Annotated in this window: 18 protein-coding genes; 11 read left to right on the top strand and 7 right to left on the bottom strand. The window is 71.8% G+C overall.

The window, feature by feature from the left end; genetic code table 11:
* Positions 1–6: 6 nt before the first annotated feature.
* Genes VFC33_07340 through VFC33_07330 form a run of 3 tightly spaced genes read right to left on the bottom strand, consistent with a single transcriptional unit; the run spans position 7 to position 3,268 of the window.
* Positions 7–1,317 (bottom strand): NADH-ubiquinone oxidoreductase-F iron-sulfur binding region domain-containing protein, encoded by a 1,311-nt coding sequence (locus VFC33_07340; GenBank protein HZR13050.1) that lies wholly within the window; start codon positions 1,315–1,317, stop codon positions 7–9.
* Positions 1,314–2,075, bottom strand: coding sequence for a ferric reductase-like transmembrane domain-containing protein (locus tag VFC33_07335; protein HZR13049.1), 762 nt, complete (start codon positions 2,073–2,075; stop codon positions 1,314–1,316). The genes VFC33_07340 and VFC33_07335 overlap by 4 nt, the downstream gene beginning before the upstream one ends.
* A complete protein-coding gene (locus VFC33_07330; protein HZR13048.1) occupies positions 2,072–3,268 on the bottom strand; it encodes an FAD:protein FMN transferase in 1,197 nt (398 codons plus the stop codon). The genes VFC33_07335 and VFC33_07330 overlap by 4 nt, the downstream gene beginning before the upstream one ends.
* Before the next feature lie 181 nt (positions 3,269–3,449).
* On the opposite strand from VFC33_07330, the gene VFC33_07325 reads away from it, so the two are divergent.
* The 3 genes from VFC33_07325 to VFC33_07315 all read left to right on the top strand — a co-directional run bounded on the left by VFC33_07325 (position 3,450) and on the right by VFC33_07315 (position 6,290).
* A complete protein-coding gene (locus tag VFC33_07325) occupies positions 3,450–4,685 on the top strand; it encodes a zinc-binding dehydrogenase (protein ID HZR13047.1) in 1,236 nt (411 codons plus the stop codon).
* A 96-nt stretch (positions 4,686–4,781) separates the two neighbouring features.
* Positions 4,782–5,504, top strand: coding sequence for an MBL fold metallo-hydrolase (locus VFC33_07320; GenBank protein HZR13046.1), 723 nt, complete (start codon positions 4,782–4,784; stop codon positions 5,502–5,504).
* A 33-nt stretch (positions 5,505–5,537) separates the two neighbouring features.
* On the top strand, positions 5,538–6,290 hold the full coding sequence (locus VFC33_07315) for a DUF4097 family beta strand repeat-containing protein (protein HZR13045.1): 753 nt from the start codon (positions 5,538–5,540) through the stop codon (positions 6,288–6,290).
* Positions 6,291–6,299: 9 nt separating this feature from the next.
* On the opposite strand, the gene VFC33_07310 is transcribed toward VFC33_07315, so the two are convergent.
* The 3 genes from VFC33_07310 to VFC33_07300 all read right to left on the bottom strand — a co-directional run bounded on the left by VFC33_07310 (position 6,300) and on the right by VFC33_07300 (position 10,144).
* Positions 6,300–7,490: a cytochrome P450 gene (locus VFC33_07310; GenBank protein ID HZR13044.1), complete on the bottom strand. Its 1,191-nt coding sequence runs from the start codon at positions 7,488–7,490 to the stop codon at positions 6,300–6,302.
* A gap of 83 nt (positions 7,491–7,573) precedes the next feature.
* Complete coding sequence (locus VFC33_07305) at positions 7,574–8,674, bottom strand: glycoside hydrolase family 43 protein (protein HZR13043.1); 1,101 nt, start codon at positions 8,672–8,674, stop codon at positions 7,574–7,576.
* 48 nt (positions 8,675–8,722) lie between these two features.
* Positions 8,723–10,144: an aldehyde dehydrogenase family protein gene (locus VFC33_07300; GenBank protein HZR13042.1), complete on the bottom strand. Its 1,422-nt coding sequence runs from the start codon at positions 10,142–10,144 to the stop codon at positions 8,723–8,725.
* A 170-nt stretch (positions 10,145–10,314) separates the two neighbouring features.
* On the opposite strand from VFC33_07300, the gene VFC33_07295 reads away from it, so the two are divergent.
* On the top strand, positions 10,315–11,532 hold the full coding sequence (locus VFC33_07295) for an acyl-CoA dehydrogenase family protein (GenBank protein ID HZR13041.1): 1,218 nt from the start codon (positions 10,315–10,317) through the stop codon (positions 11,530–11,532).
* 8 nt (positions 11,533–11,540) lie between these two features.
* The gene (locus VFC33_07290; protein ID HZR13040.1) at positions 11,541–13,049 is read left to right on the top strand and encodes an AMP-binding protein; all 1,509 of its coding nucleotides are present in this window, start codon (positions 11,541–11,543) and stop codon (positions 13,047–13,049) included.
* 66 nt (positions 13,050–13,115) lie between these two features.
* Here the strand turns inward: VFC33_07290 and VFC33_07285 are convergent, their stop codons facing one another.
* Positions 13,116–14,207 (bottom strand): acyl-CoA dehydrogenase family protein, encoded by a 1,092-nt coding sequence (locus tag VFC33_07285; protein HZR13039.1) that lies wholly within the window; start codon positions 14,205–14,207, stop codon positions 13,116–13,118.
* 194 nt (positions 14,208–14,401) lie between these two features.
* Between VFC33_07285 and VFC33_07280 the strand changes: the two genes are divergently transcribed.
* The 6 genes from VFC33_07280 (at position 14,402) to VFC33_07255 (ending at position 20,578) form a co-directional block, all read left to right on the top strand.
* Positions 14,402–15,691, top strand: coding sequence for a citrate synthase (locus VFC33_07280; protein HZR13038.1), 1,290 nt, complete (start codon positions 14,402–14,404; stop codon positions 15,689–15,691).
* A gap of 12 nt (positions 15,692–15,703) precedes the next feature.
* Positions 15,704–16,876: an acyl-CoA dehydrogenase family protein gene (locus VFC33_07275; GenBank protein HZR13037.1), complete on the top strand. Its 1,173-nt coding sequence runs from the start codon at positions 15,704–15,706 to the stop codon at positions 16,874–16,876.
* A gap of 62 nt (positions 16,877–16,938) precedes the next feature.
* Positions 16,939–17,760 carry an enoyl-CoA hydratase gene (locus VFC33_07270; GenBank protein HZR13036.1) on the top strand — a complete coding sequence of 274 codons (822 nt, stop codon included), beginning with the start codon at positions 16,939–16,941 and terminating at the stop codon, positions 17,758–17,760.
* A 76-nt stretch (positions 17,761–17,836) separates the two neighbouring features.
* Positions 17,837–19,045, top strand: a complete 1,209-nt coding sequence (locus VFC33_07265) for a CaiB/BaiF CoA-transferase family protein (protein ID HZR13035.1) — start codon at positions 17,837–17,839, stop codon at positions 19,043–19,045.
* 1 nt (position 19,046) lies between these two features.
* Complete coding sequence (locus tag VFC33_07260) at positions 19,047–19,436, top strand: OB-fold domain-containing protein (protein ID HZR13034.1); 390 nt, start codon at positions 19,047–19,049, stop codon at positions 19,434–19,436.
* A complete protein-coding gene (locus VFC33_07255; GenBank protein ID HZR13033.1) occupies positions 19,433–20,578 on the top strand; it encodes a thiolase family protein in 1,146 nt (381 codons plus the stop codon). The genes VFC33_07260 and VFC33_07255 overlap by 4 nt, the downstream gene beginning before the upstream one ends.
* The last annotated feature ends 328 nt before the right edge of the window (positions 20,579–20,906 follow it).

Below are 20,906 nucleotides of genomic sequence, written 5' to 3'. Positions count from 1 at the left end.
ACGTGCTCACCTCCAACCCCGGTCGCGCGACTGCCCGGACGGCACGGGCAGCACCGGCGCTGTGGCCGAGCCGGTGCAACGGCCGCGGGCGTGCATGTCGAGCTCGTCGCGGAACGCGTCGAGGGCGCTGCGCACGAAGCGGATCGCACCGTCGGGGTGATGGCACGCGCCGCGGTCCGCGATCATCCGCGTCCAACGGTCGATCTGCCGCACCCGCTCAGGCGTCGCCTTCCGATACGCGATCTCCTCGACCGCACCCGCGACCGCGGCGAGCCCGTTGACGCAGGGACCACACTGGCCCGCCGTCTCGTCGGCAAGGTAGCGCGCCACGCGCGCGGCTTCGACGAGCCCGCACGCCGTCCCGGGGAGCGCGACGACGACGCCGCAGCCGATCCCCCCGCCGCGGGCGCGCAGCTCCGTGTTCGCGAGAACGGCCTCGTCGAGCGACGTCGCCGGCAGCCAGGTGCCGAAGTACCCGCCGACGAGGACGGCCGACAAGGGCGAGGTCGCGCCACCCGCGCGCGAGATCACGTGCCCGAGCGGTGTGCCGAGCTCGACCTCGCAGACGCCCGGAGACGCGACCGCGCCCGAGATCGTCACGAGGATCGACCCCGGCTCGGCGGGCGTGCCGACCGCGCGGAACCAGTCGCCGCCATGACGCGCGACGAGCGCGACGTGCGCGAGCGTCTCGACGTTCTGCACGAGCGTGGGCCGGCCGGACACACCGCGCTCGAACGGGCGGGGCGGGACGTTGGTCGGCTTGGCGTCGCCACCGTTCAACCAGTGGACGAGCGCGGACTCCTCGCCCGCGACGTACCGGGCCGGGACACCGACGACGCGCGGCACGACGCGGTCACGGCCGGTCGCCGCGCGCTCGGAGATCGCGCGGGTCACGGCGGTCACGAGCTCGGGCCGCGTCCGCTCGACGGCGAGCACCGCGTCGCGCGCGCCGACGGTCGCGGCCGCGACGGCGAGCCCGTCCAGCACGAGGTGCGGGAAGCGGGCGAGCAGCAGCGCGTCCTTCTGGCTCGCCGGCTCGCCCTCGCACCCGTTCGCGACGACCACGGCACGGCCCCGTCGGTCCGCGACCGCGCGCCACTTCCTCGCGGTCGGGAACGACGCGCCGCCACGGCCCGCGAGGCCCGAGCGGTCGAGCTCGTCGAGCATCGACCTCGGGTCGATCCGCGGCGGGAGCGCACCGTGCACGCGCAGGTGCTCCTCGAGGCTTCCGGTGCCGTCGCGTTCGCCGACGAGCAGCCGCGGCAGCCCGTCGGGCGCGTACCCGCCGCGCAGCCGTTCGTCCTGGACCGCGGTCATCGCTCGAATCCTCCGTCGTCCTCGTTCACCGGGGCGTTGGTCGTCGATGTCGTCGTCTGCCCCTGCGTCGTCTTCTCGAGCACGCTCGCCGGCGTTCCCGACCGCCGCGCCCATCCCGTCGCGAGCGGGCCGGCGCGCAGCCACCCGAGCAGCGCGAGCGGCAGGACGAACGTCATACCGAGGAGCGCCGTCCTGATCCCCGCCCGGTCCTCGCGCCAGCCGACGGCCAGCCGCCACCAGACCGCGGCGAGGACGGCCGCGACGCATGCCGCGTTCACGAAGAGCGCCCAACCCCGTTGGGTGTCGGTGCCGGTCGCGAGGCCGTGCACGACGGAGAAGCCCCACGCGCCGTACGCGAACCAGTGCACGAAGCGCCAGACGCGGAAGCCGACGCGGTGGCGCAACCAGCTCGTCGCGCCGACTGCGAGCAGCAGGTCGAACGCGACCGCGCCCAGACCGAGCCAGAGCGCGCGGTACGGCGACGAGAACGGCACGACCGCGGCCGCCCATCCGATCGGCGCGTAGCCGTCGAGGACGACCGTCGCCACGTGCAGCACGATGAAGGTCATCACGAGCAGCGTGACGTCGCGGTGGACGTACTCCACGACGAACCGCGGCCAGCGGCGCGAGCTCCAGCGGACGCTCGTGACCACGCCGAGCACCACCGTGACGGTGAGCAGGACGAGCGCGACCATCCCGGTCGCGCGCGCGAAGTACCAGAGCGGCGAACCGGCAGTTGCCGCGAGCACGGTGCTCACGACGCCACCGGCAATGCCGGTTCCGGCCAGCCGCCGACGCGCGTGACCGTGCCGTCGTGCGCGACGAAGCGGGCGGGGAGCCCGTGTCGCGCGACCCAGGCGGGCCCGTCCTCGCCGGCGACGAGCGCGGCGGTCGTCGCGACGTTGGCGTCGACGCACGATCCGGCCGCGACGCTGACCGTCCGGTACGGCGTGCGCGCGCTGCGACCCGTCGTCGGGTCGACGACGTGGTGGTGCTCCTCCCCGCCCATCGACCACCGACGTACGGTCGTGCCCGAGGTCGCAAGCCCACCTCCGTGGAGGTCGACGGTCTCGCCGGGCGCGTCGCGGCCCGCGGCGTGGTCGTCGGTGACGCGCACCGGCCACCCGCCCGGACGGGTGGGACCGGCCGCGCTCACGTCGCCACCGAGGCTCACGAGGACGGGGCGCTCGAGCTTGAGCGCGATCCTCGCCGCGGCACGGTCGGCCGCCCAGGCCTTGGCCGTCGCGCCGAGGTCGAGCTGCACGCCCGACGGGACGCGCAGGGTACGGGCGCGCCGGTCGATCGTGATCGCCTGCCAGCCGGGAACGCGGCGCGCCCACACGACGGAGCGCGGCCGGTCCGACGGGAGCTCGTCGAAGGTGCGGTCGTAGCCGAGGACCTGCAGCGCGCGCCCGACCGTGGGATCGACACGGCCGTCCGTCATGCGCGCGGCGCGCAGGGCGACCTCCACCGCGCCGAGCAGCATCGGCCCGACGACGACGGGCTGGCCGGCCGCGCGGTTGACCGCGCTGAGCTCGGAGTCGTCACGGAAGCGGCTGCACGCGCGGTCGAGCGCGCCGACCTCGTCCGCGAGGATCTCGCGCGCGACGGCGAGGTCGCCGCCGTCGACGACGACGGTCGCGGTCGTCCCGAGCGCCCGGAAGCTCGCCGACTCCGTCCGCTCCTTCACGACGCCCCCGAGTGCGTCACCGGCTGCCGCGAGGACGAGGAGACGCCGCTGCTCGACGAGAGCCCGTTGTCGGACGAGGACGACGACGAGGACGACGAGCTGCGGCTGTTGCTGCTGTTGCTGCTCCCGCTGCTCGACGACACCGAGCCCGACGACGTCGAGCCGTTCGACGTGTTCGACGTTGTCGTCGTCGAGCTCCTGTGCGGCAGCGTGAACGCGGTGAACAGAGCTGTCAGGCCGGCGGCACCACCGGCGAGCCACTTCGTGGTGCGGCGGACCCTTCGCATGCCGGCGTCGCGAGACGCCGTCGTGTGTCGTTGCATGCCGGCAAGGATCGACCGGCAGCCTGAGAGGCAGCGCGACGGGGCTGCAAGAGCAGGTAAATCGTCGTGCAGCGTTCGGTAGGCTGACGCCGCTGTCAGCAAAAGGGGGGGATCAGCGAATGAAGGCACTGGTGTTCGGCGTCGACCCCGGGCCCGTCGAGGCACCGCCCGCGGACGCCGACCCGCTGCTGCGCAACCTCGCCGCCACGCCGATGGCGCTGCAGGACGTCCCCGATCCGCAGCTGCTCGGTCCCGACTGGGTCGTCCTGCAGACGCGCATGACCGGGATCTGCGGATCCGACACGAAGCAGGTCCTGATGGACACGGGCGGCGACGCGTCCGACATGTCGATGACCGCGTTCATCTCGTTCCCCCAAGTCCTGGGGCACGAGGTCGTGGCGGACGTCGTCGAGACGGGACCGGAGGCGCGCGGCGTCGAGCGCGGTCAGCGCGTGTTGCTGAACTGCTGGCTGTCGTGCGGGCCGCGTGGCATCACGCCGATGTGCCCGCCGTGCCAGGAGGGCGACTACTCGCAGTGCTGGCACTTCCACGACGGCCGGCTCGCGCAGGGCATCCACACCGGGAACTCGTCCGACGCGACGGGCGGGTTCGCCGAGAAGCTCCCCGCGCACGATTCCATGGCGATCCCCGTGCCCGACGACGTACCCGACGAGGTCGCCGTCCTCGCGGACCCGTTCGCGGTGTCGCTGCACGGGATCGTGCGCAACCCGCCGCCGACGGGCGGGAAGGCCGTCGTGTGGGGCGGCGGCGCGCTCGGCACGACCGCGATCGCGATCCTGCGCGCGCTGTACCCGACGGTCGACGTCGCCGCGGTCGTCCGGCATCCCGCGCAACAGGCGCTCGCGCGGAAGCTCGGCGCGCTCGTCGTCGACTCCGAGCAGGGCGACGAGGCCGTCGTCGTCGCGCTCGCGGAGTGGTCGGGCGGTGTCCTGCGCGCGCCGTGGACGGGCCTGCCGGTGACGCACCCCGGATTCGTCGACGTCGTCTACGACACGATCGGCTCGCCGAAGACGATCGAGCTGGCGTTGCGCGTGATGGCGACCCGCGGGTCGATCGTCGTGAGCGGTGTGAACGCGCCCGGCCGGTTCGAGTGGTCGCCGCTGTACTTCAAGGAGGCGCGCATCGTCGGGTCGAACGCGTTCGGTGTCGAAGAGGTGGAAGGCGTTCGCAAGCACGCGATCGAGCACTACCTCGACCTCGTCCGCTCGGGGCGCGTCGACGTGAGCGCGATGCTGACGCACACGTTCCGCCTCGACGACTGGCGCGACGCCTGGACGACGATCGCCCGTCAGCACGACACCGGCGCGATCAAGTGCGCCTTCGACTTCCGGTGACTGCCCGAACCCCAGCCGCGTTGGGACGTTTCTCGGCGTAGCGACGACAAAACGTCCCAACGGAGGCGGCGGGCGGGCGCCGATAGCATCGGTTCGGTGACCGAGCGTCTCTATTTCCGGCAGCTGCTCGCGGGACGCGACTTCGCGCGCGACGACCCGATCGCGCGCCAGATGGTCAACTTCGCGTACGTCATCGGCGACCGCGAGACGGGCGACGCGGTGCTCGTCGACCCGGCGTACGGCGTCGCGGAGCTCGTCGACGTCGTACGGGGCGACGGCATGCGCGTGACGGGCGCGCTCGCCACGCACTGGCATCCGGACCACGTCGGCGGCGACCTGATGGGCTACCCGATCCAGGGCGTGCGCGAGCTGCTGGCGATCGACGGCGGCGTGCCCGTCCACGTCCAGCGGGACGAGGCGTGGGGCGTGAAGCGCGTGACGGGCGCGTCCGACAGCGACCTCGTGCTGCACGACGGCGGCGACGTGCTCGAGGTCGGCGCGATCCCGATCACGTTCCTGCACACGCCCGGCCACACGCCGGGAAGCCAGTGCTTCCTGCTCGACGGCCGGCTCGTCGCGGGCGACACGCTCTTCCTCGACGGCTGCGGTCGCACCGATCTGCCCGGCGGCGACGCGACGCAGATGTACGAGAGCCTCACGCAGCGGCTCGCCAAGATCCCCGACGACACCGTCCTCTACCCCGGTCACCTCTACTCACCCGAACCGTCCGCGACGATGGGCGAGACGCGCCGGCGCAACTACGTGTTCCGGCTCAAGACGCTCGACCAGTGGCTGACGATGTTCGGCGACGGGTCCTGACGGGCGCAGGCGGAGCGGGCAGGGGCGGGGCAGGTGGCAGCGGCGATCGCGGCGCTCGTCGTGTTCGTGCTGTTCACCGGCGCGCTCGTCGCGGTCGTCGTCGCGCGCAACACACGGCGCGTCGCCGACGACGAGCTGACGTTCGACGGCATCGAGCACGTCGACGTCGAGATCGACGCCGGCAGCGTCCGCGTCGTGGCGCACGACGGCGCCCGCCTCACCGTGCATCGGCACATGCGCTACGGACGACGGCGGCCGCAGACGCGGGAGACGCGCGCCGGGACGACGCTGCAGATCTCGGTCACCCCACCGCGCGGCCCGCTGGAGGGCTGGTGGTGGATCGACTACGAGCTGGTCGTCCCCGCCGGCACCGGTGTCCGTGCACGGACGGCCGCAGGCCCGCTCGCGGTCGACGGCGTGCGCGGCGACGTCGACCTCGCCAGCAACGCGGGCCGCATCGCGGTCAACGGTTGCGCGGGCGCGCTGCAGCTGCACAGCGACGCAGGCTCGATCGAGGTGGACGGCGCGCGGAGCGGGTGCGTGAAGGCGCACACCGACGCCGGCCACGTCCGGCTGGTGTTCGCCAGCGTGCCCGACGACGTCGACGCGACGAGCAACGCGGGCGCGGTCGAGGTCGTGCTGCCCGGTGGTCCGTACCGCGTGGACGCGCGCACGGACGGCGGCGACGTGCGCATCGGCGTCGCGACCGACCCGAACGCTTCGCGCTCCGTCCGCGCGCGCTCGCACGCGGGGTCCGTGCTCGTCAACGCTCTGCCGGCCGGCTGAACGCGCGCGTTACGCGGGAACCGGGTCGAACAGGACGTCGAGCGCCGCCGGACCGCGGAACGCGAGGCCCTGGATGCTGGGCGCCGGCCGGTCGGGGTCGAGCCGGAGGTTCGGGAGCCGGTCGAGCACGGCGTTGAGCGCGACGCGCAGCTCGAGCCGGGCGAGGTGCATCCCGAGGCACTGGTGCGGACCGGTCCCGAACGCGAGGTGCGGCTTCGGCTCGCGGTCGATGCGCCACTCGTCGGCATCCGGCCAACGGTCCTCGTCGTGGTTCGCGGACGCGGTGACGACGTTGACGGGCGACCCGCCCGGGATGGGGCAACCCGCGACCTCGACGTCGTGCGTCGTCACCCGCGACACCATCGTCACGGACGTCTCCCAGCGCAACGTCTCCTCGATGACCGCGGGGATCAGGTCGCGGTCGTCGCGCACACGCGCCATCACGTCGGTGTGCGTCAGCAGCGCGGTGAGGCAGTTGCCGAGCACGCGGAACGTCGTCTCCGCACCCGCGGGCAGGAGCAGGCGGAGGAACCCGTAGATCTTCTCGTCGGTGAGACGCTCGCCGTCGATCTCCGCGGTCACGAGCTCGCTGATGAGGTCGCCGCCGGGGTTGCGCCGCCGGTCCTCGACGATCGGCTCGAGGTAGGCGCGCATCGCACGCGACGCGGCCATGCCGACGTCGGGGTGCAGCGGTCCCGTGTTGATCTCCTCGGCCCACCGGTGGAACTGCTCGTGGTCCGCGAGCGGCACACCGACGATGCCGCAGATCACCTGGACCGGGTACTTGGTCGTCAGGTCGCGCACGAGGTCGGCGCGACCGAGTGGCGCGATCCGGTCGAGCAGCTCGTTGACGACTGGCGCGACGAGCTCGGCGTCCCAGCGCTCCAGCACCGACGCGCGGAACGCCTTGGCGACGAGGTTGCGGTACTGGCGGTGCTCCTTGCCGTTCATCGCGAGGATCAGCTCGCCCATGTACTGACCGATCTGCTCCCCGTTGATCGACGACGAGAACGTCTCCCAGTCGCGCAGCACCTTCTCGCAGTCGTCGAAGCGGGTGATCTGGTAGTTCGGGCGATGGTCGAACGCAGACGACTCGTGACGGATCACGGGGCACTCCGAGCGGGCCCGCTCCCACATCCCGTACGGCTGCCCCGTGAAGAAGTCGATCTCGCGGTACTCGGTCTCGATGTCGTACGTCATCGGAGCGGGACCCCCTGCGCGTGACGATCCGCGTGACCCTGACACGGTAGTCAGGTTCGGCCGGCCGCGCGCGGCGGAGGCCGCTACGGGATGTCGGTCGCGCAGTTCGCGGTCCGCGTGAGGGTCTGCGCGCCCGTCGACGGCGCGTTCGTCCGTGGGACGCCGTTGGCGAAGCAGAGCTTGTCGATGCGGAGCTTCCGCGCGCCGGTGCACTTCCCCGTCGACGGATCGGCCGGTCCCACGTACGCGTGGTACGCGAGCCAGCGGTAGCCGGCGTTGTCGGAGAACACCTCCACGCCCGCGGGCGCACACGCGTGCGCCGTCGACGCGATCCACTGCGTGGACTGGCCTCGGGTGCAGGACCCGGCGGCGAACCCCGTCGCGGTGCGTGTGCAGACCGCCCACCCGGTGCCGTACGCGGGCTCGTTGTACCAGTAGTGCCCGGCGTAGAAGACGACGTAGCGACCACTCGCCGCGTCGTACGTCATCGCCGGGGCCTCGATCTGACCGTGCTCCCAGTTCGAGGACGCCGTCATGACCGCCGACGGCGCCGAGCCGCTCGCGAACGACAGTCCGTCGGCGGAGAGCGGTTGCGCCCAGATGATCGTCGGGCGCGCGGGAACGAACAGGTTGTCCTCGCTCTTCCAGAACAGGAACGCCTGCCCGTTCACGGGATCGACGAACGCGCTCGGATCGATCGCACCGTTGTGGTCCGTCTGGCACACGAGCGGCGTCGCACGCGGCGTGAACGGCCCGTCCGGTGTCGACGCGACGGCCGTGCCGATGCAGTGCGTGCCGTTCGTGGCGCGGTCCGCGGGCTGGGCCGTGAAGTACAGGACGTAGGTCGGCGACGCGCCGCCGCGCACGAGGACGCTCGGCGCCCACGTCCGCCCGGCGACCGCCCACGACGGCAGCGTCGGCAGGACGTCCGTCGGCGCGCTCCAGTGCACGAGGTCGGTCGACGTGACGTGCTGGATGTTCATCGTCGGGTGGTCCACGTCGGGACCGTTCGTCGTGTACGCGTGGTACACGCCGTTGACGAGGACGACGAACGGGTCGGGCAGGCCGGCCGGATCGGGTGGTGCGGAGACCGGGTTGGTGTACGCGCAACCCGCGAGCACGGCAACGAGCGCGACGGTCGCCGCGGCGGCGAACCCGACGCCGCGGCGACCGCGTCGATCCATGCGTAGTCGTGCCGTTGTCCGCACGCTGCCGCTCGCGCGGTGCCGCTGCTAGAGCTGCAGCGACTTCACCTCGAGGAACTCCTCGAGCCCGTACTGGCCGAGCTCGCGACCGCTCCCCGACTGCTTGTAGCCCCCGAACGGCGCGAGCGGGTTGAACTTCTGGCCGTTGATGTCGACCTGGCCCGCCTGCAACCGCCGCGCGACACGCATCGCGGACTCGTCGTCCGGGCCGAACACGCCCGCGTGCAGCCCATAGACGGTGTCGTTGGCAATGCGGATCGCGTCCTCCTCGTCGTCGTAGGGGATGATCGACAGCACCGGGCCGAAGATCTCCTCCTGCGCGATCGTCATGTCGTTGCGCACGTTCGCGAAGACGGTCGGCTTCACGTAGTAGCCCTTGCGGAAGCCCCTCGGCTTCTCGGGGCCACCGGTGACGAGCGTCGCGCCCTCCTCGATCCCCTTCTTGATGTACTTCCGGACGCGCTTGCGTTGCGCGTCGGAGATGACGGGACCGATGCCCATGTGCGTCTCGTCGGCCGGGTCGCCGAGCGCGAAGCCCTCGGCGATCTCCTTCGCCTTCGCGACGATCTCGTCGTGCTGCGCGCGCGGCACGAGCATCCGCGTCCACGCGATGCACGTCTGGCCCGAGTTCATGTAGCAGCTGCCGATGCCCGCGGTGACCGCGGCGTCGACGTCCGCACCGGGCAGGATCACGAACGGCGACTTCCCGCCGAGCTCGAGCGCGACGCGCTTCACCGTCTGCGCCGCGAGCTCGGCGACGCGCTTGCCCGCGCGTGTCGAGCCGGTGAACGACACCATGTCGATGTCGGGGTGCGACGCGATCGCCTCACCGACGGTCTTGCCGGTCCCGCACACGAGGTTGAACACGCCCGGCGGCAGGCCGACGTCGTCGACGATCTCGGCGAGGATGAACGCGCTCAGCGGCGCGACCTCGCTCGGCTTCAACACGACGGTGCAGCCGGCGGCGAGCGCGGGCGCGACCTTCGCGACGATCTGGTGGAGCGGGTAGTTCCACGGGGTGATGCAGCCGACGACGCCGACGGGCTCGCGCACGACGAGGGAGTTGCCGACCTGCTCCTCGAACGTGAAGTTGTTCGCGATGTCGACGTAGCTGCCCATCACCGCGGTGGGCAGGCCGGCCTGGATCATCTTCGACCACATCAGCGGCATGCCGACCTCGCCGCTGACGGTCGCGGCGATCTCGTCGCTGCGCGCGCCGAGGCCCTCGGACAGGCGCTGCAGGTACTTGGCGCGCTCGTCGACCGGTGTCGCGCTCCACGCGGGGAACGCGCGCCTGGCCGCGGCGACGGCCTGGTCGACGTCGGCCGGCGTCCCGTCGGGGACGCGGCCCATCACCTCCTCGGTGGCCGCGTTGATGACGTCGATCGTGTCGCTGCCCGCGGAGGGCACCCACGACCCGTCGATGTAGAGCTTGTCGCGATCCTGCATGGGAGCTCCCTCGCTCGCGAACTCGACCGTCCGGTCAATCTACCGCCGCCCCCGGCCGGGCGTTCTGTGAAGCCTCAGACACACAGTGTGTGGTTGACGCTTCCCAGAATGGCGGGCGGGTGCTGACGGGGCCGTCAGGTTCGAGCCCGTGCTGGGTACGCTCACCAGCCGTGGCCTCACACGGAACCGATCCCTTTGCCGAGGACGACGACCGCCAAGCCCTGCGCAAGCTGGCGCGCGACGTCGCGGAGCGTGAGCTCGCACCGATGGCGCGTCACTGGGACGAGACCGAGGAGTTCCCGCAGGCGTCCTGGGACGCGCTGCGCAAGGCCGAGCTGTTCGGCATCACGATCGGCGAGCGCTACGGCGGCGCGGGGATGGGCGACGTCGAGTCGTCGATCGTGCTCGAGGAGCTCGCGCGGGTCGACGTGTCGTCCGCCATCCTGGCCCAGCTCATCTTCAACGGACCGCCGCGCGCGATCGAGCACCTCGGCAGCGACGGGCTCAAGGAGCGGTGGCTGCCGATGGCCGCGACGGGCGAGGCGCTGTTCTGCATCGGCATCAGCGAGAGCGAGGCGGGCTCGGCGGTCACGAACATGCGCGCCCGCCTGACGCCCGACGGCGACGGCTACCGCCTCGACGCGTACAAGAACTACGTGACGGGCGGCCACAAGGCCCGCGCGTGCCTCGTGTGGTGCCGCTTCCCGGGCAGCGAGGGCGCGAAGGGCATCGGCGCGGTCGTCGTCGACCTCGAGTCGGACGGCGTCAGCGTCGCGGGGACGCACGAGAAGATGGGGCTACGCGGCACGAGCGAGGCGGAGCTCGCGTTCGACGGCGTGCGCGTGGAACCCGGCGACGTGCTCCTCGCGGGCGACCCGTCGAACAGCGACGCGTTCAAGACGTTGATCTCGCACATCAACCACGAACGGTGCGGCAACGCGGCGATGTGCCTGGGTGCCGCGCAAGGCGCGTTCGAGTACGCGGTGCGCTACGTGAACGAGCGGACGATCGGCGGGCAGCCGCTCGCGAAGCTGCAGGGACTGCAGTGGAAGCTCGCGGACATGGCGACGCAGCTCGAGAGCGCGCGCCTGCTGCTGCAACGCGCGGTGCACCTCGCCGGACCACACGGCACTCCGCCGGCGCTCGAGACCGCGATGGCGAAGTCCGCCGCGAACCTCGCCGCGAAGTTCGTGTGCGACGAGGCGATCCAGCTCCTCGGCGGCTACGGGTACAGCCGCGAGTACCCCGTCGAGCGCGCGTATCGCGACATCCGCGGGCTGTGCATCGGCGCGGGAACCGTCGAGATCCAGCGCAACTTCATCGGCTCGAACGTCGTGAAGGGTGCGACGACCGTGAGCGCGGGCTGGCGCAACCCGCTCGTCGGCTGACGCGACCGGTGCGCGCGACCTACGAGCATCCCCGGGCGGCCGAGTACCGCAAGCCGTCCGGACCATGGGACATCCCGTCGCTCGACGAGCTCCTCACGCGCGCGGCACGGCTCGCGCGCGACGACGTCGTCGTCGACCCGTCCGCCGGTGTCCGGCTGAACGCGGAGCAGCTCGACGACCTCATCGCGCGCGTCGCGGGCGGGCTGCGGGAAGCGGGCGTGCGGCGCGGCGACGTCGTCGCGTGGCAGGCCCCGAACTGGTACGAGGCGATCGTGCTGTACCGCGCGTGCTGGCGCATCGGTGCGCTCGCGGCGCCCGTGCACCATCTCGCCGGACCGTCGGACGTCGACCGGATGCTCGCGCAGGTCGAACCGCGACTGGCCCTCTCGCGCGAAGACGTGCGCGGGCCCGCGTCCACGTTCGCGACGCTCGCGAGCAGCGCGCCGTTCCGCGGGTCCGCGGCGCGGCCGAGCGATCTGGCGGTCGTCCTGTTCACGTCCGGCTCGACCGGTGGCCCAAAGGCCGTGCTGCACAGCCAGCGCGGCCTCGCGTACAAGGGCCGTGTCATGGCGCGCTGCCACGCCCTGACGATGCAGGACTCGATCCTGATGCCCGCGCCGCTCGCGCACGTCTCCGGACTGTTGAACGCGGTGCTGATCCCGGGCCTCGTGCCGATGAAGACCGTGCTCATGGACCGTTGGTCACCCGACGCCGGCGTCGACGCCATCGCTGGCGAGCGGATCACGTTCATGATCGGTCCGCCGACGTTCTTCGTCGGGCTGTTGAGCGCGGACCGGTTCAGCGAAGCGGCCGTGGAGTCGCTGCGCCTCGTCTCGAGCGGTGGCGCGGGTGTGACGCCGGCGTTCGTCGCCGACGCGGCCGAGCGGTTGGGCGCGCGCGTGAAGCGCACGTACGGGTCGACCGAGGCGCCCACCGTCACGACGAGCACCGCGAACGATCCCGACGACCGTGCGCGTGAGACGGACGGCCGCTCGACCGGTGGGGCCGAGCTGCGCGTCACCGATCCCGCGACGGGACGCGCGGTCAAGCACGGTGACACCGGCGAGCTGTGGTTGCGCGGCCCGGAGCTGTTCGTCGGCTACGCGGACGCCAAGCAGACGCGCGACGCCGTCACGCGGGGCTGGTTCCGTACGGGCGACCTGGCGACCGTCGACCGCGACGGATGGCTCACGATCGTCGGCCGGATGAAGGACATCATCATCCGCGGCGGCGAGAACATCGCGGCCGCCGAGGTCGAAGGGGTCCTCGAGTCCCACCCGGCGGTGCGTCAGGCCGTCGCGGTCGGCTACCCGGACGACCGGCTGGGCGAGCGCGTGTGCGCGTTCGTCGTGAGCGACCGCGACCTCACGGTGGACGACGCGCGCGCGTGGTTCGAGACGCGGGGTGTCGCGCGGTTCAAGACGCCCGAGCGCGTGGTGCGCGTCGACGAGCTCCCCGTCCTCGCCGCGGGCAAGGTCGACCGCGCCGCGCTGCGGGACCGCGCCCGCCAGCAGTAACGCTGCGTTGGGTCGTTTGTCGTCGCTATGCCGACAAAACGACCCAACGCACGAGGGTGGGTGCGATCAGATGACGCTCTCGCCGGCCTCGACCCTCGGCCGGAGCATGGCCGCGAGCCGCCGGCGATGGAACGCGGCGTCGCCGAAGGTCAGCTGGTCGAGCTGCGTGCGCTTGAGGAACAGGTGCAGGTCGTGCTCCCAGGTGAACCCGACGCCGCCGTGCACCTGCAGCGCGGACGCCATCACGCGCTTCCCCGCGTCGGAGCACCACACCTTCGCGGTCGACGCGCTCACGGACGCGTCCGGGTCGTCCGCGCCGATGCACCACGCGGCCCAGTACGCGGTTGAGCGCATGCCCTCGACGTCGACGAGCATGTCGGCGCAGCGGTGCTTGACGGCCTGGAAGCTGCCGATCGGCCGCCCGAACTGCACGCGGTCCTTCGCGTACTCGACCGCCATGTCGAGCGCGCGTGACGCGCTGCCGAGCATCTCGGCGGAGAGGCCGGCCGCGCCGCGGTCGAGGAGCGTGTCGACGGCGTCGGCGCCACCGAGGCGTACCGCCGGCGTCCGGTCGAAGGTGAGCCATCCGAGCTCGCGCGTCTGGTCGATCGCCGGCTCCCGTGCGGGACGGTCGACGGCGTCGAGATCGACGGCGAACAGTCCGGGCACGTCGTCACCGTCGAGCGCGAACACGACCGCCAGAGACGCCGACGGCGCGTACAACGTGGGATCCGGACGCCCGCTCAGCACCCACGCGTCACCATCGCGTGCCGCACGGACGGCGTCGCGCGCCGCACTCCACGCGATGCACGCGATCGACCCGGTCGCGAGGAGATCGCCGACGCGCTCGTCGTGGCCGGCGCGGTGCAACGCGCCGAGCGCCAGCACCGTCGAGAGGAACGGCGCGGGAGCGACGTGGCGGCCGACCTCCTCGAGGAGGACGGCCGTCTCGACGGTCCCGAGCCCGAGCCCACCCGACGACTCGGGCAGCTCGAGCGCCGTCCAGCCCTGCTCGACCATCGCCGCCCACAGCTCGGCGTCGTAGCCGCCGCCCGCCTCGACGACGCCGCGCACGCGCGACGTCGGCGCGAGCCCGTCGAGCAGCTCCCGCGCCCCGTCACGCAGCGCGAGCTGATCCTCCGACAACTCGAAGTCCATGCCTACGGCTTCGCTTCCGCTCCGCTGCTTCCGTTCGCTGCGCTCACTCCATCCGCTCCGCTCGCTCCGCGTGCTCGCTGCGCTCGCGAGCCCGGGAGTCTGTCACGACTCCTGACACCGGCGTCAGGCGACCGGCGTCCGGATGCCACCGAACGTGGGTAGATTCGACCGGTATACGAATGAGGAGCTGAACCATGACTGAACCCCCCGCCGTACTCCGCCACGGCGACAACGAGATCGAGCTCCCGGTCGTGCGGGGCACCGAGGACGAGCTCGGTGTCGACATCTCCAAGCTGCGCGCGCAGACCGGTCTCGTCACCCTCGACTACGGATTCGTCAACACGGCGTCGTGCGAGTCCGCCATCACCTACATCGACGGCGACGCCGGCATCCTCCGCTACCGGGGCATCCCGATCGAGGAGATGGCCGAGCACGGGTCGTTCCTCGAGACGTCCTACCTCCTGATCTACGGGAAGCTGCCGACGCGCGAGGAGCTCGACACGTTCCGGTACGGGATCCGCAAGCACACGCTGCTGCACGAGGACGCCAAGCGGTTCTTCGACGGCTTCCCGAAGGACGCGCACCCGATGGGCATCCTGTCGTCCGTCGTCAGCGCGCTGTCGACCTTCTACCAGGACACGGAGGACCCTCACGACCCTGCGGGCGTGCAGCTGCAGATCACGCGTCTGATGGCGAAGCTCCCGACCATCGCGGCGTACTCGTACAAGAAGTCGATCGGACAGCCGTTCCTGTACCCGAACAACAAGCTCGACCTCATCGAGAACTTCCTCACGATGATGTTCGCGGTGCCGTCCGAGCCGTACGAGGTCTCGCAGAACGTCGTGCACGCGCTGAAGCTGCTGCTCATCCTGCACGCGGACCACGAGCAGAACTGCTCGACCTCGACCGTGCGTCTGGCGGGCTCCAGCGAGGCGAACCTCTACGCGTCGATCGCCGCAGGCATCAACGCGCTGTGGGGTCCGCTGCACGGCGGCGCGAACCAGGCCGTCGTCGAGATGCTGGAGAAGATCCGCGCCGACGGCGGCGACATCCAGAAGTACGTGAAGATGGCGAAGGACCCCGACAACCACTTCCGGCTGTCGGGGTTCGGTCACCGCGTCTACAAGAACTACGACCCGCGCGCGCGGATCATCAAGAACGTCGCGCACGACGTCATCGCCGAGCTCAACCGCATGGACGACCTGCTCGACCTAGCCCTGCAGCTCGAGGACGTCGCGCTCAACGACGAGTACTTCGTCGAGCGGAAGCTGTACCCGAACGTCGACTTCTACTCGGGCCTCATCTACCGGGCGATGGGCTTCCCCACACAGATGTTCCCGGTCCTGTTCGCGATCGGCCGGCTCCCCGGCTGGATCGCGCACTGGAAGGAGATGATGGAGGACCCGCGCACGAAGATCGGCCGGCCCCGCCAGATCTACGTGGGCGAGGTCGAGCAGGAGTACGTCCCGATCGACGAGCGCTGATCCCGGCCGCCGGTGGACCTCACGCCGACGGCCGGCGAGGCGGCGCTGCGCGACGAGGTGCGCGCGTGGCTGCGCGAGAACCTGCCGTGGGAGTACGGCAAGGGGCTCCCGCCCCGCTTCGACGACCTGCGCGAAGAAGTCGCGTTCGGACGCGAGTGGCAGGCGAAGCTCGCGTCCGGACGGTGGGTCGGCGTCGCGTGGCCCGAGGAGTTCGGCGGACGCGGGCTCGGACCCGTCGAGCACTACCTCGTGACCGAGGAGCTCGCGCGCGCACGCGCGCCGGAGCTCGTCGGTCGCATCGGCATCAACCTCGTCGGGCCGACGTTGCTCGCGCACGGCACGCCGGAGCAGAAGGCGCGCTGGCTGCCGAGGATCCTGTCGGCCGACGAGCTGTGGTGTCAGCTCTTCAGCGAGCCCGGTGCGGGCAGCGACCTCGCGTCGTTGCGGACACGCGCGACACCCGTGGAGGGCGGCTGGGTGCTGTCGGGTCAGAAGGTGTGGACGAGCTACGCGCAGTTCGCGGACTGGGGCGTCTGCCTGGCTCGCACCGACCCGGACGCGCCGAAGCAGCAGGGCATCTCGTACCTCGTCGTCGACATGCGCTCCCCCGGCGTCGACGTGCGGCCGCTCCGCCAGATCACCGACGAGTCCGAGTTCAACGAGGTGTTCTTCGACGACGTGTTCGTGCCCCGGGAGCGTCTCGTCGGTCCCGAGCACCAAGGGTGGCGGGTCGCGAACTCGACGCTGTCGCACGAGCGCGGCAGCAACCCGCGCCAGCTCGTCATCCACGCCCAGCTGCTCGACGAGCTGCTGCGGCTCGCGGACGACTCCGGCGCGTTCGACGACCCGCGCCTCGCACCGCGGCTCGCGCAGGCGTTCGTCGAGGTGCGCCTGTTCCAGCTGCACAACTGGCGGTCGATCTCGCGCCTGTCGAAGGGACTGGATCCCGGCCCGCAGGGGAGCCTCAACAAGCTCTGGTGGAGTGAGATGAGCAAGCGGCTCCACGACACGGTGATGACCGTGCTCGGCCCGTCGGCCCCGTTGTGGCGCGGTGCGGACGCCAACCCGGGTGGCGGCGCGTGGCAACGCTCGTGGCTGTACTACCAGGCGTCGTCGATCTGGGCGGGCACGAACGAGATCCAGCGCAACGTCATCGGCGAACGCGTGCTGGGCCTCCCGCGGTAGCGCGCATGTCGGCGGTACATTGCTGACGATTCCGTCAGCTCGTGCAGGGAACGGCGCGGCGCATGCAGTTCGACACCATTCGGTACGACGTCGACGGGGCGGTCTGCACGATCACGCTCGACCGTCCGGACGTCGCGAACGCGCAGAACACGCAGATGCTCGACGAGCTCGACGCCGCGTTCGACCGCGCGGACGCCGACGACGACGTGCGCGTCGTCGTGCTCGCCGCGGAGGGAAAGCACTTCTCGGCCGGTCACGACCTCAAGCAGATCCTCGCCGGCAGCGACCCGTGGTCCGCGATGCGCGACACCGCGGAGGGCAAGCTCCGCCACGAGCAGGTCATGTACTTCGACCGGTGCGTGAAGATCCGCGACTTCCGCAAGCCGACGATCGCCGCGGTCCAGGGCGCGTGCTCCGCGGCGGGCCTCATGCTCGCGTGCATGTGCGATCTCATCGTCGCGGCCGACGACGCGCGCTTCTCGAACCCGGTCCTGCGCATGACGGGTGCCGGCGTCGAGCTCCTCGTCGAGCCGTGGGAGCTGGGTCCCCGCAAGGCCAAGGAGTTCCTGCTGTGCGCGGAGACGATCGACGCGCACGACGCCGAGCGCTACGGGCTCGTCAACAAGGTGGTGCCGCGCGCCGAGCTCGCGGCGGCGGCCCGGGAGATGGCCGACAAGGTCGCGCTCGTCCCGCCCGTGACCGCGCAGGCCGTCAAGGACTCGATCAACCGGATGCTCGACCTCCAGGGTCAACGCGAGTCGTGGCGGTACCACTTCATGGTCCACCAGTTCGTGAGCAACACCGCGACCGCCCTGAACGCGATGACCGCGCGCAAGCAGGGCGGCATGGACGCCGTGAAGGCCGAGCAACGGGGCGACCGGTGACCACCCTCACGTTCATGCGTCGCTCGTCGTTGCTGTACGACGTTCAGCGACGCATGGACGCTTCGGGAGCGCGCTGATGGCGGGGCCGCTCGAGGGGCTGCTCGTGCTCGACCTCGGGACGCGCATCGCGGCGCCGTTCTGCGCGGGCCTGCTCGGTGAGATGGGCGCGGACGTCGTCAAGATCGAGCAGCCGGGGACGGGCGACTTCATGCGCACGATTGGCCCGTTCGTCGACGGTAGCGACGCGGGCGAGCCCGAGTACTCGCTGTTCTGGGCCGTCGAGGGGCGCGGCCGCAAGAGCGTCACGATCGACCTGCGCCGCCCGCAGGGCCAGCACCTGTTCCGCCGGCTCGCGGCGACGGCGGACGTGATGGTCGAGAACTTCCGGCCCGGCACGCTCGAGAAGTGGCACATCGCACCCGGTCACCTCGACCCGCGGCTCGTCACGGTGCGCATCAGCAGCTTCGGGCAGGACGGGCCGTACGCGTCGCGCCCGGGTCTCGACCGCGTCGGCATCGGCTACGGCGGGCTCCTGCACCTCACGGGCTATCCGGACCGGCCGCCCGTGCGCGTCGGTGTGACCATCACGGACTACCTGACCGGTGTCTTCGCGGCGAACGCAGCCGTCGCGGCGCTGTACGCGCGCGACGCGCGCCGCAAGGGCACCGGCGCGGTCATCGACGCCGCGCTCTACGGCTCCGCGTTGCGCATCCTCGAGTGGACGCTCGCGGCGTACGACAAGCTCGGGGTCGTGCGGACGCGCGAGGGGAACCGGCTCGCGAACTCGGCGCCGCTCGACAACTACCCGACCGGCGACGGCAAGTACGTCTGCATCGTCGCCGGCAGCGACGCGAACTTCAGCCGGCTGTGCAAGGCGATGGACCGTCCCGACCTGCTCGACGACCCCCGCTTCACGCGGTTGGCCGACCGCGCCGCGAACGGCGACCAGATCAACGGCATCGTCAGCGCGTGGACGAGCATGCACAGCGCCGAGGAGATCGAGACCGCGTGCGTCGCGTGTGACGTCCCGGTCGCGACGGCGTACACCGCGGCGGACATGTTCCTCGACCCGCACTTCGCCGAGCGCGGCGACCTGGTCACGGTCGACGACCCGGTCGCGGGTCCCGTCCGCCAGCAGGCGCCGTTCCCGCGCTTCGTCGGCGAGCCCGTGCGCGTCCCGGCCGGCGCTCCCCGACTCGGTGAGCACACGCGCGAGGTGCTCGGCGCGACGCTCGACCTCGACGACCGCGCGCTCGACGCGCTCGAGCGCGACGGGGTCATCTGACATGACGGTCCCCGTACGGGACGGGCTGTTCACGCTCGACGACCCACCCCGGCTCCTGGCCGGCCGCTGCACCGGTTGCGGCGCGTTCCAGTTCCCGCGCGCGTCCACGTGCTCGCAGTGCTCGGACGATGCGATCGAGGAGGTCGTGCTCGACGGCCGCGGCACGTTGTGGGGCTGGACCGCGGTGAACGCGCCGCCGCCCGGGTACCTCGGCGACGTGCCGTTCGGGTTCGGAGTCGTCGAGCTGCCCGAGGGCCTGCGTGTGATCACGCGACTGAGTCACCCGGTCGACGGGTTCACGTTCGGGTTGCCGATGGCGATGCGCCTCGCGCCGCTCCACGAGACCGAGGACGGTGACACCGTCGTGACGTACGAGTTCGCGCCGTCATGACCGACACGAACCGGGTGCGCGTCGCGGTCGCGGGCATCGGCATCCATCCGTTCGGCCGCTTTCCCGACGCCTCGCTGACGGAGATGGGCGTGCGCGCCGTCAGCGACGCGCTGCGCGACGCCGGTGTCGAGCGCGGCGGTTTCCAGGCCGCATTCTGCGGAGCCGTCTACGCGGGTGTCGCCGCCGGTCACAAGGTGCTCGACGCGCTGGGGATGACCGGCATGCCGATCGTCGACGTCGAGGCCGGCTGTGCGAGCGGCGGCGCCGCGATGATGCTCGCCGCCGGTGCGATCCGTGCCGGCCAGTACGACACGGTGCTCGTGTTCGGCCTCGAGAAGATGCCGAAGGGCATCATCCGCTCGTCGTTCTTCGAGCCGTGGCGCGAGGAAGCGGGCCTCGCCGCCACGCCGGCGTACTTCGCGCTCCGCGCGCAGCGCCTGATGCGCGAGTCGGGCGTCACCAAGGAGCACCTCGCGCGCGTCGTCGTGAAGAACCGAGCGAACGGCGTCGACAACCCGGACGCGATGTTCCGCAAGGAGGTCGCGCTCGAGGACGTTCTCGCGTCGCGCGTCGTGTGCGAGCCGCTGCACCTCTGGATGCTCTGCTCGCCGAACGAGGGCGCGGCCGCGGTCGTGCTACGGCGCGCGCGGGACGGTGACGGCGTCGAGCTCGCAGCGGCGGCGTTGCGCTCGCACATCCCCGGGAGCGTGCTCGGCGAGGCGACGCCGATGAGCGGCCTCGCGTCCGACGACGTCACGCCGCCGACGACGCTGGCCGCGCGCGCCGCGTACGAGGAGTCCGGCGTCGGTCCCGCGGATCTCGACGTGGTGGAGTGCCAGGACACCGACGCCGCCCGCGAGCTCCTCTCGTACGAGGAGCTCGGGCTGTGCGAGCCGGGCGGGTCGGCCGAGCTCGTCGAGACGGGCGCGACCGAGCGCGGCGGACGGCTCCCCGTCAACGTGAGCGGGGGGCTCCTGTCCAAGGGCGAGCCCCTGGGCGCGTCGGCCCTTGGCCAGGTCGTCGAGCTCGTCCGTCAGCTGCGCGGGGACGCCGGACCGCGCCAGGTCCAGGGCGCGCGGGTCGGGCTCGCGCACACCGTCGGGCGGGGCGCCAACGCGTGCGTCGCGATCCTTCGGCGCTGACGACGTCGCGCGTTTGCACTGCCACGGGGCGCGGGTACGCGACCGGCCGTGCGTCCGGGTGCTCACGCAGCGCGTCACGGTTGCGTCTTGGCGTGTTTGGGAGCGGCGATGGGCCTGGCGGTCGGCCTCGCGACCGCACCGGCCTCGTCGGCCGCGACGCAGGCCGCATGGCAGCCTCCGTGGACCGCACGGCCCGGCCCGGGCGGGCCCGGTTGGCCGCCGTGGGGCGGACCCTGGGGCCCCGGTCCCGCGCATCCCGGCCCCGGGCCCGGGCATCGCGGCCACGATCCCGGGCCGCCCGCGACGTCCCCCGCGCCCGCGGACCCGA

The organism is Acidimicrobiia bacterium, from assembly GCA_035651955.1.
GTDB lineage: Bacteria > Actinomycetota > Acidimicrobiia > IMCC26256 > JAMXLJ01 > JAMXLJ01.
This window is presented reverse-complemented; position numbering and strand designations above follow the sequence as displayed.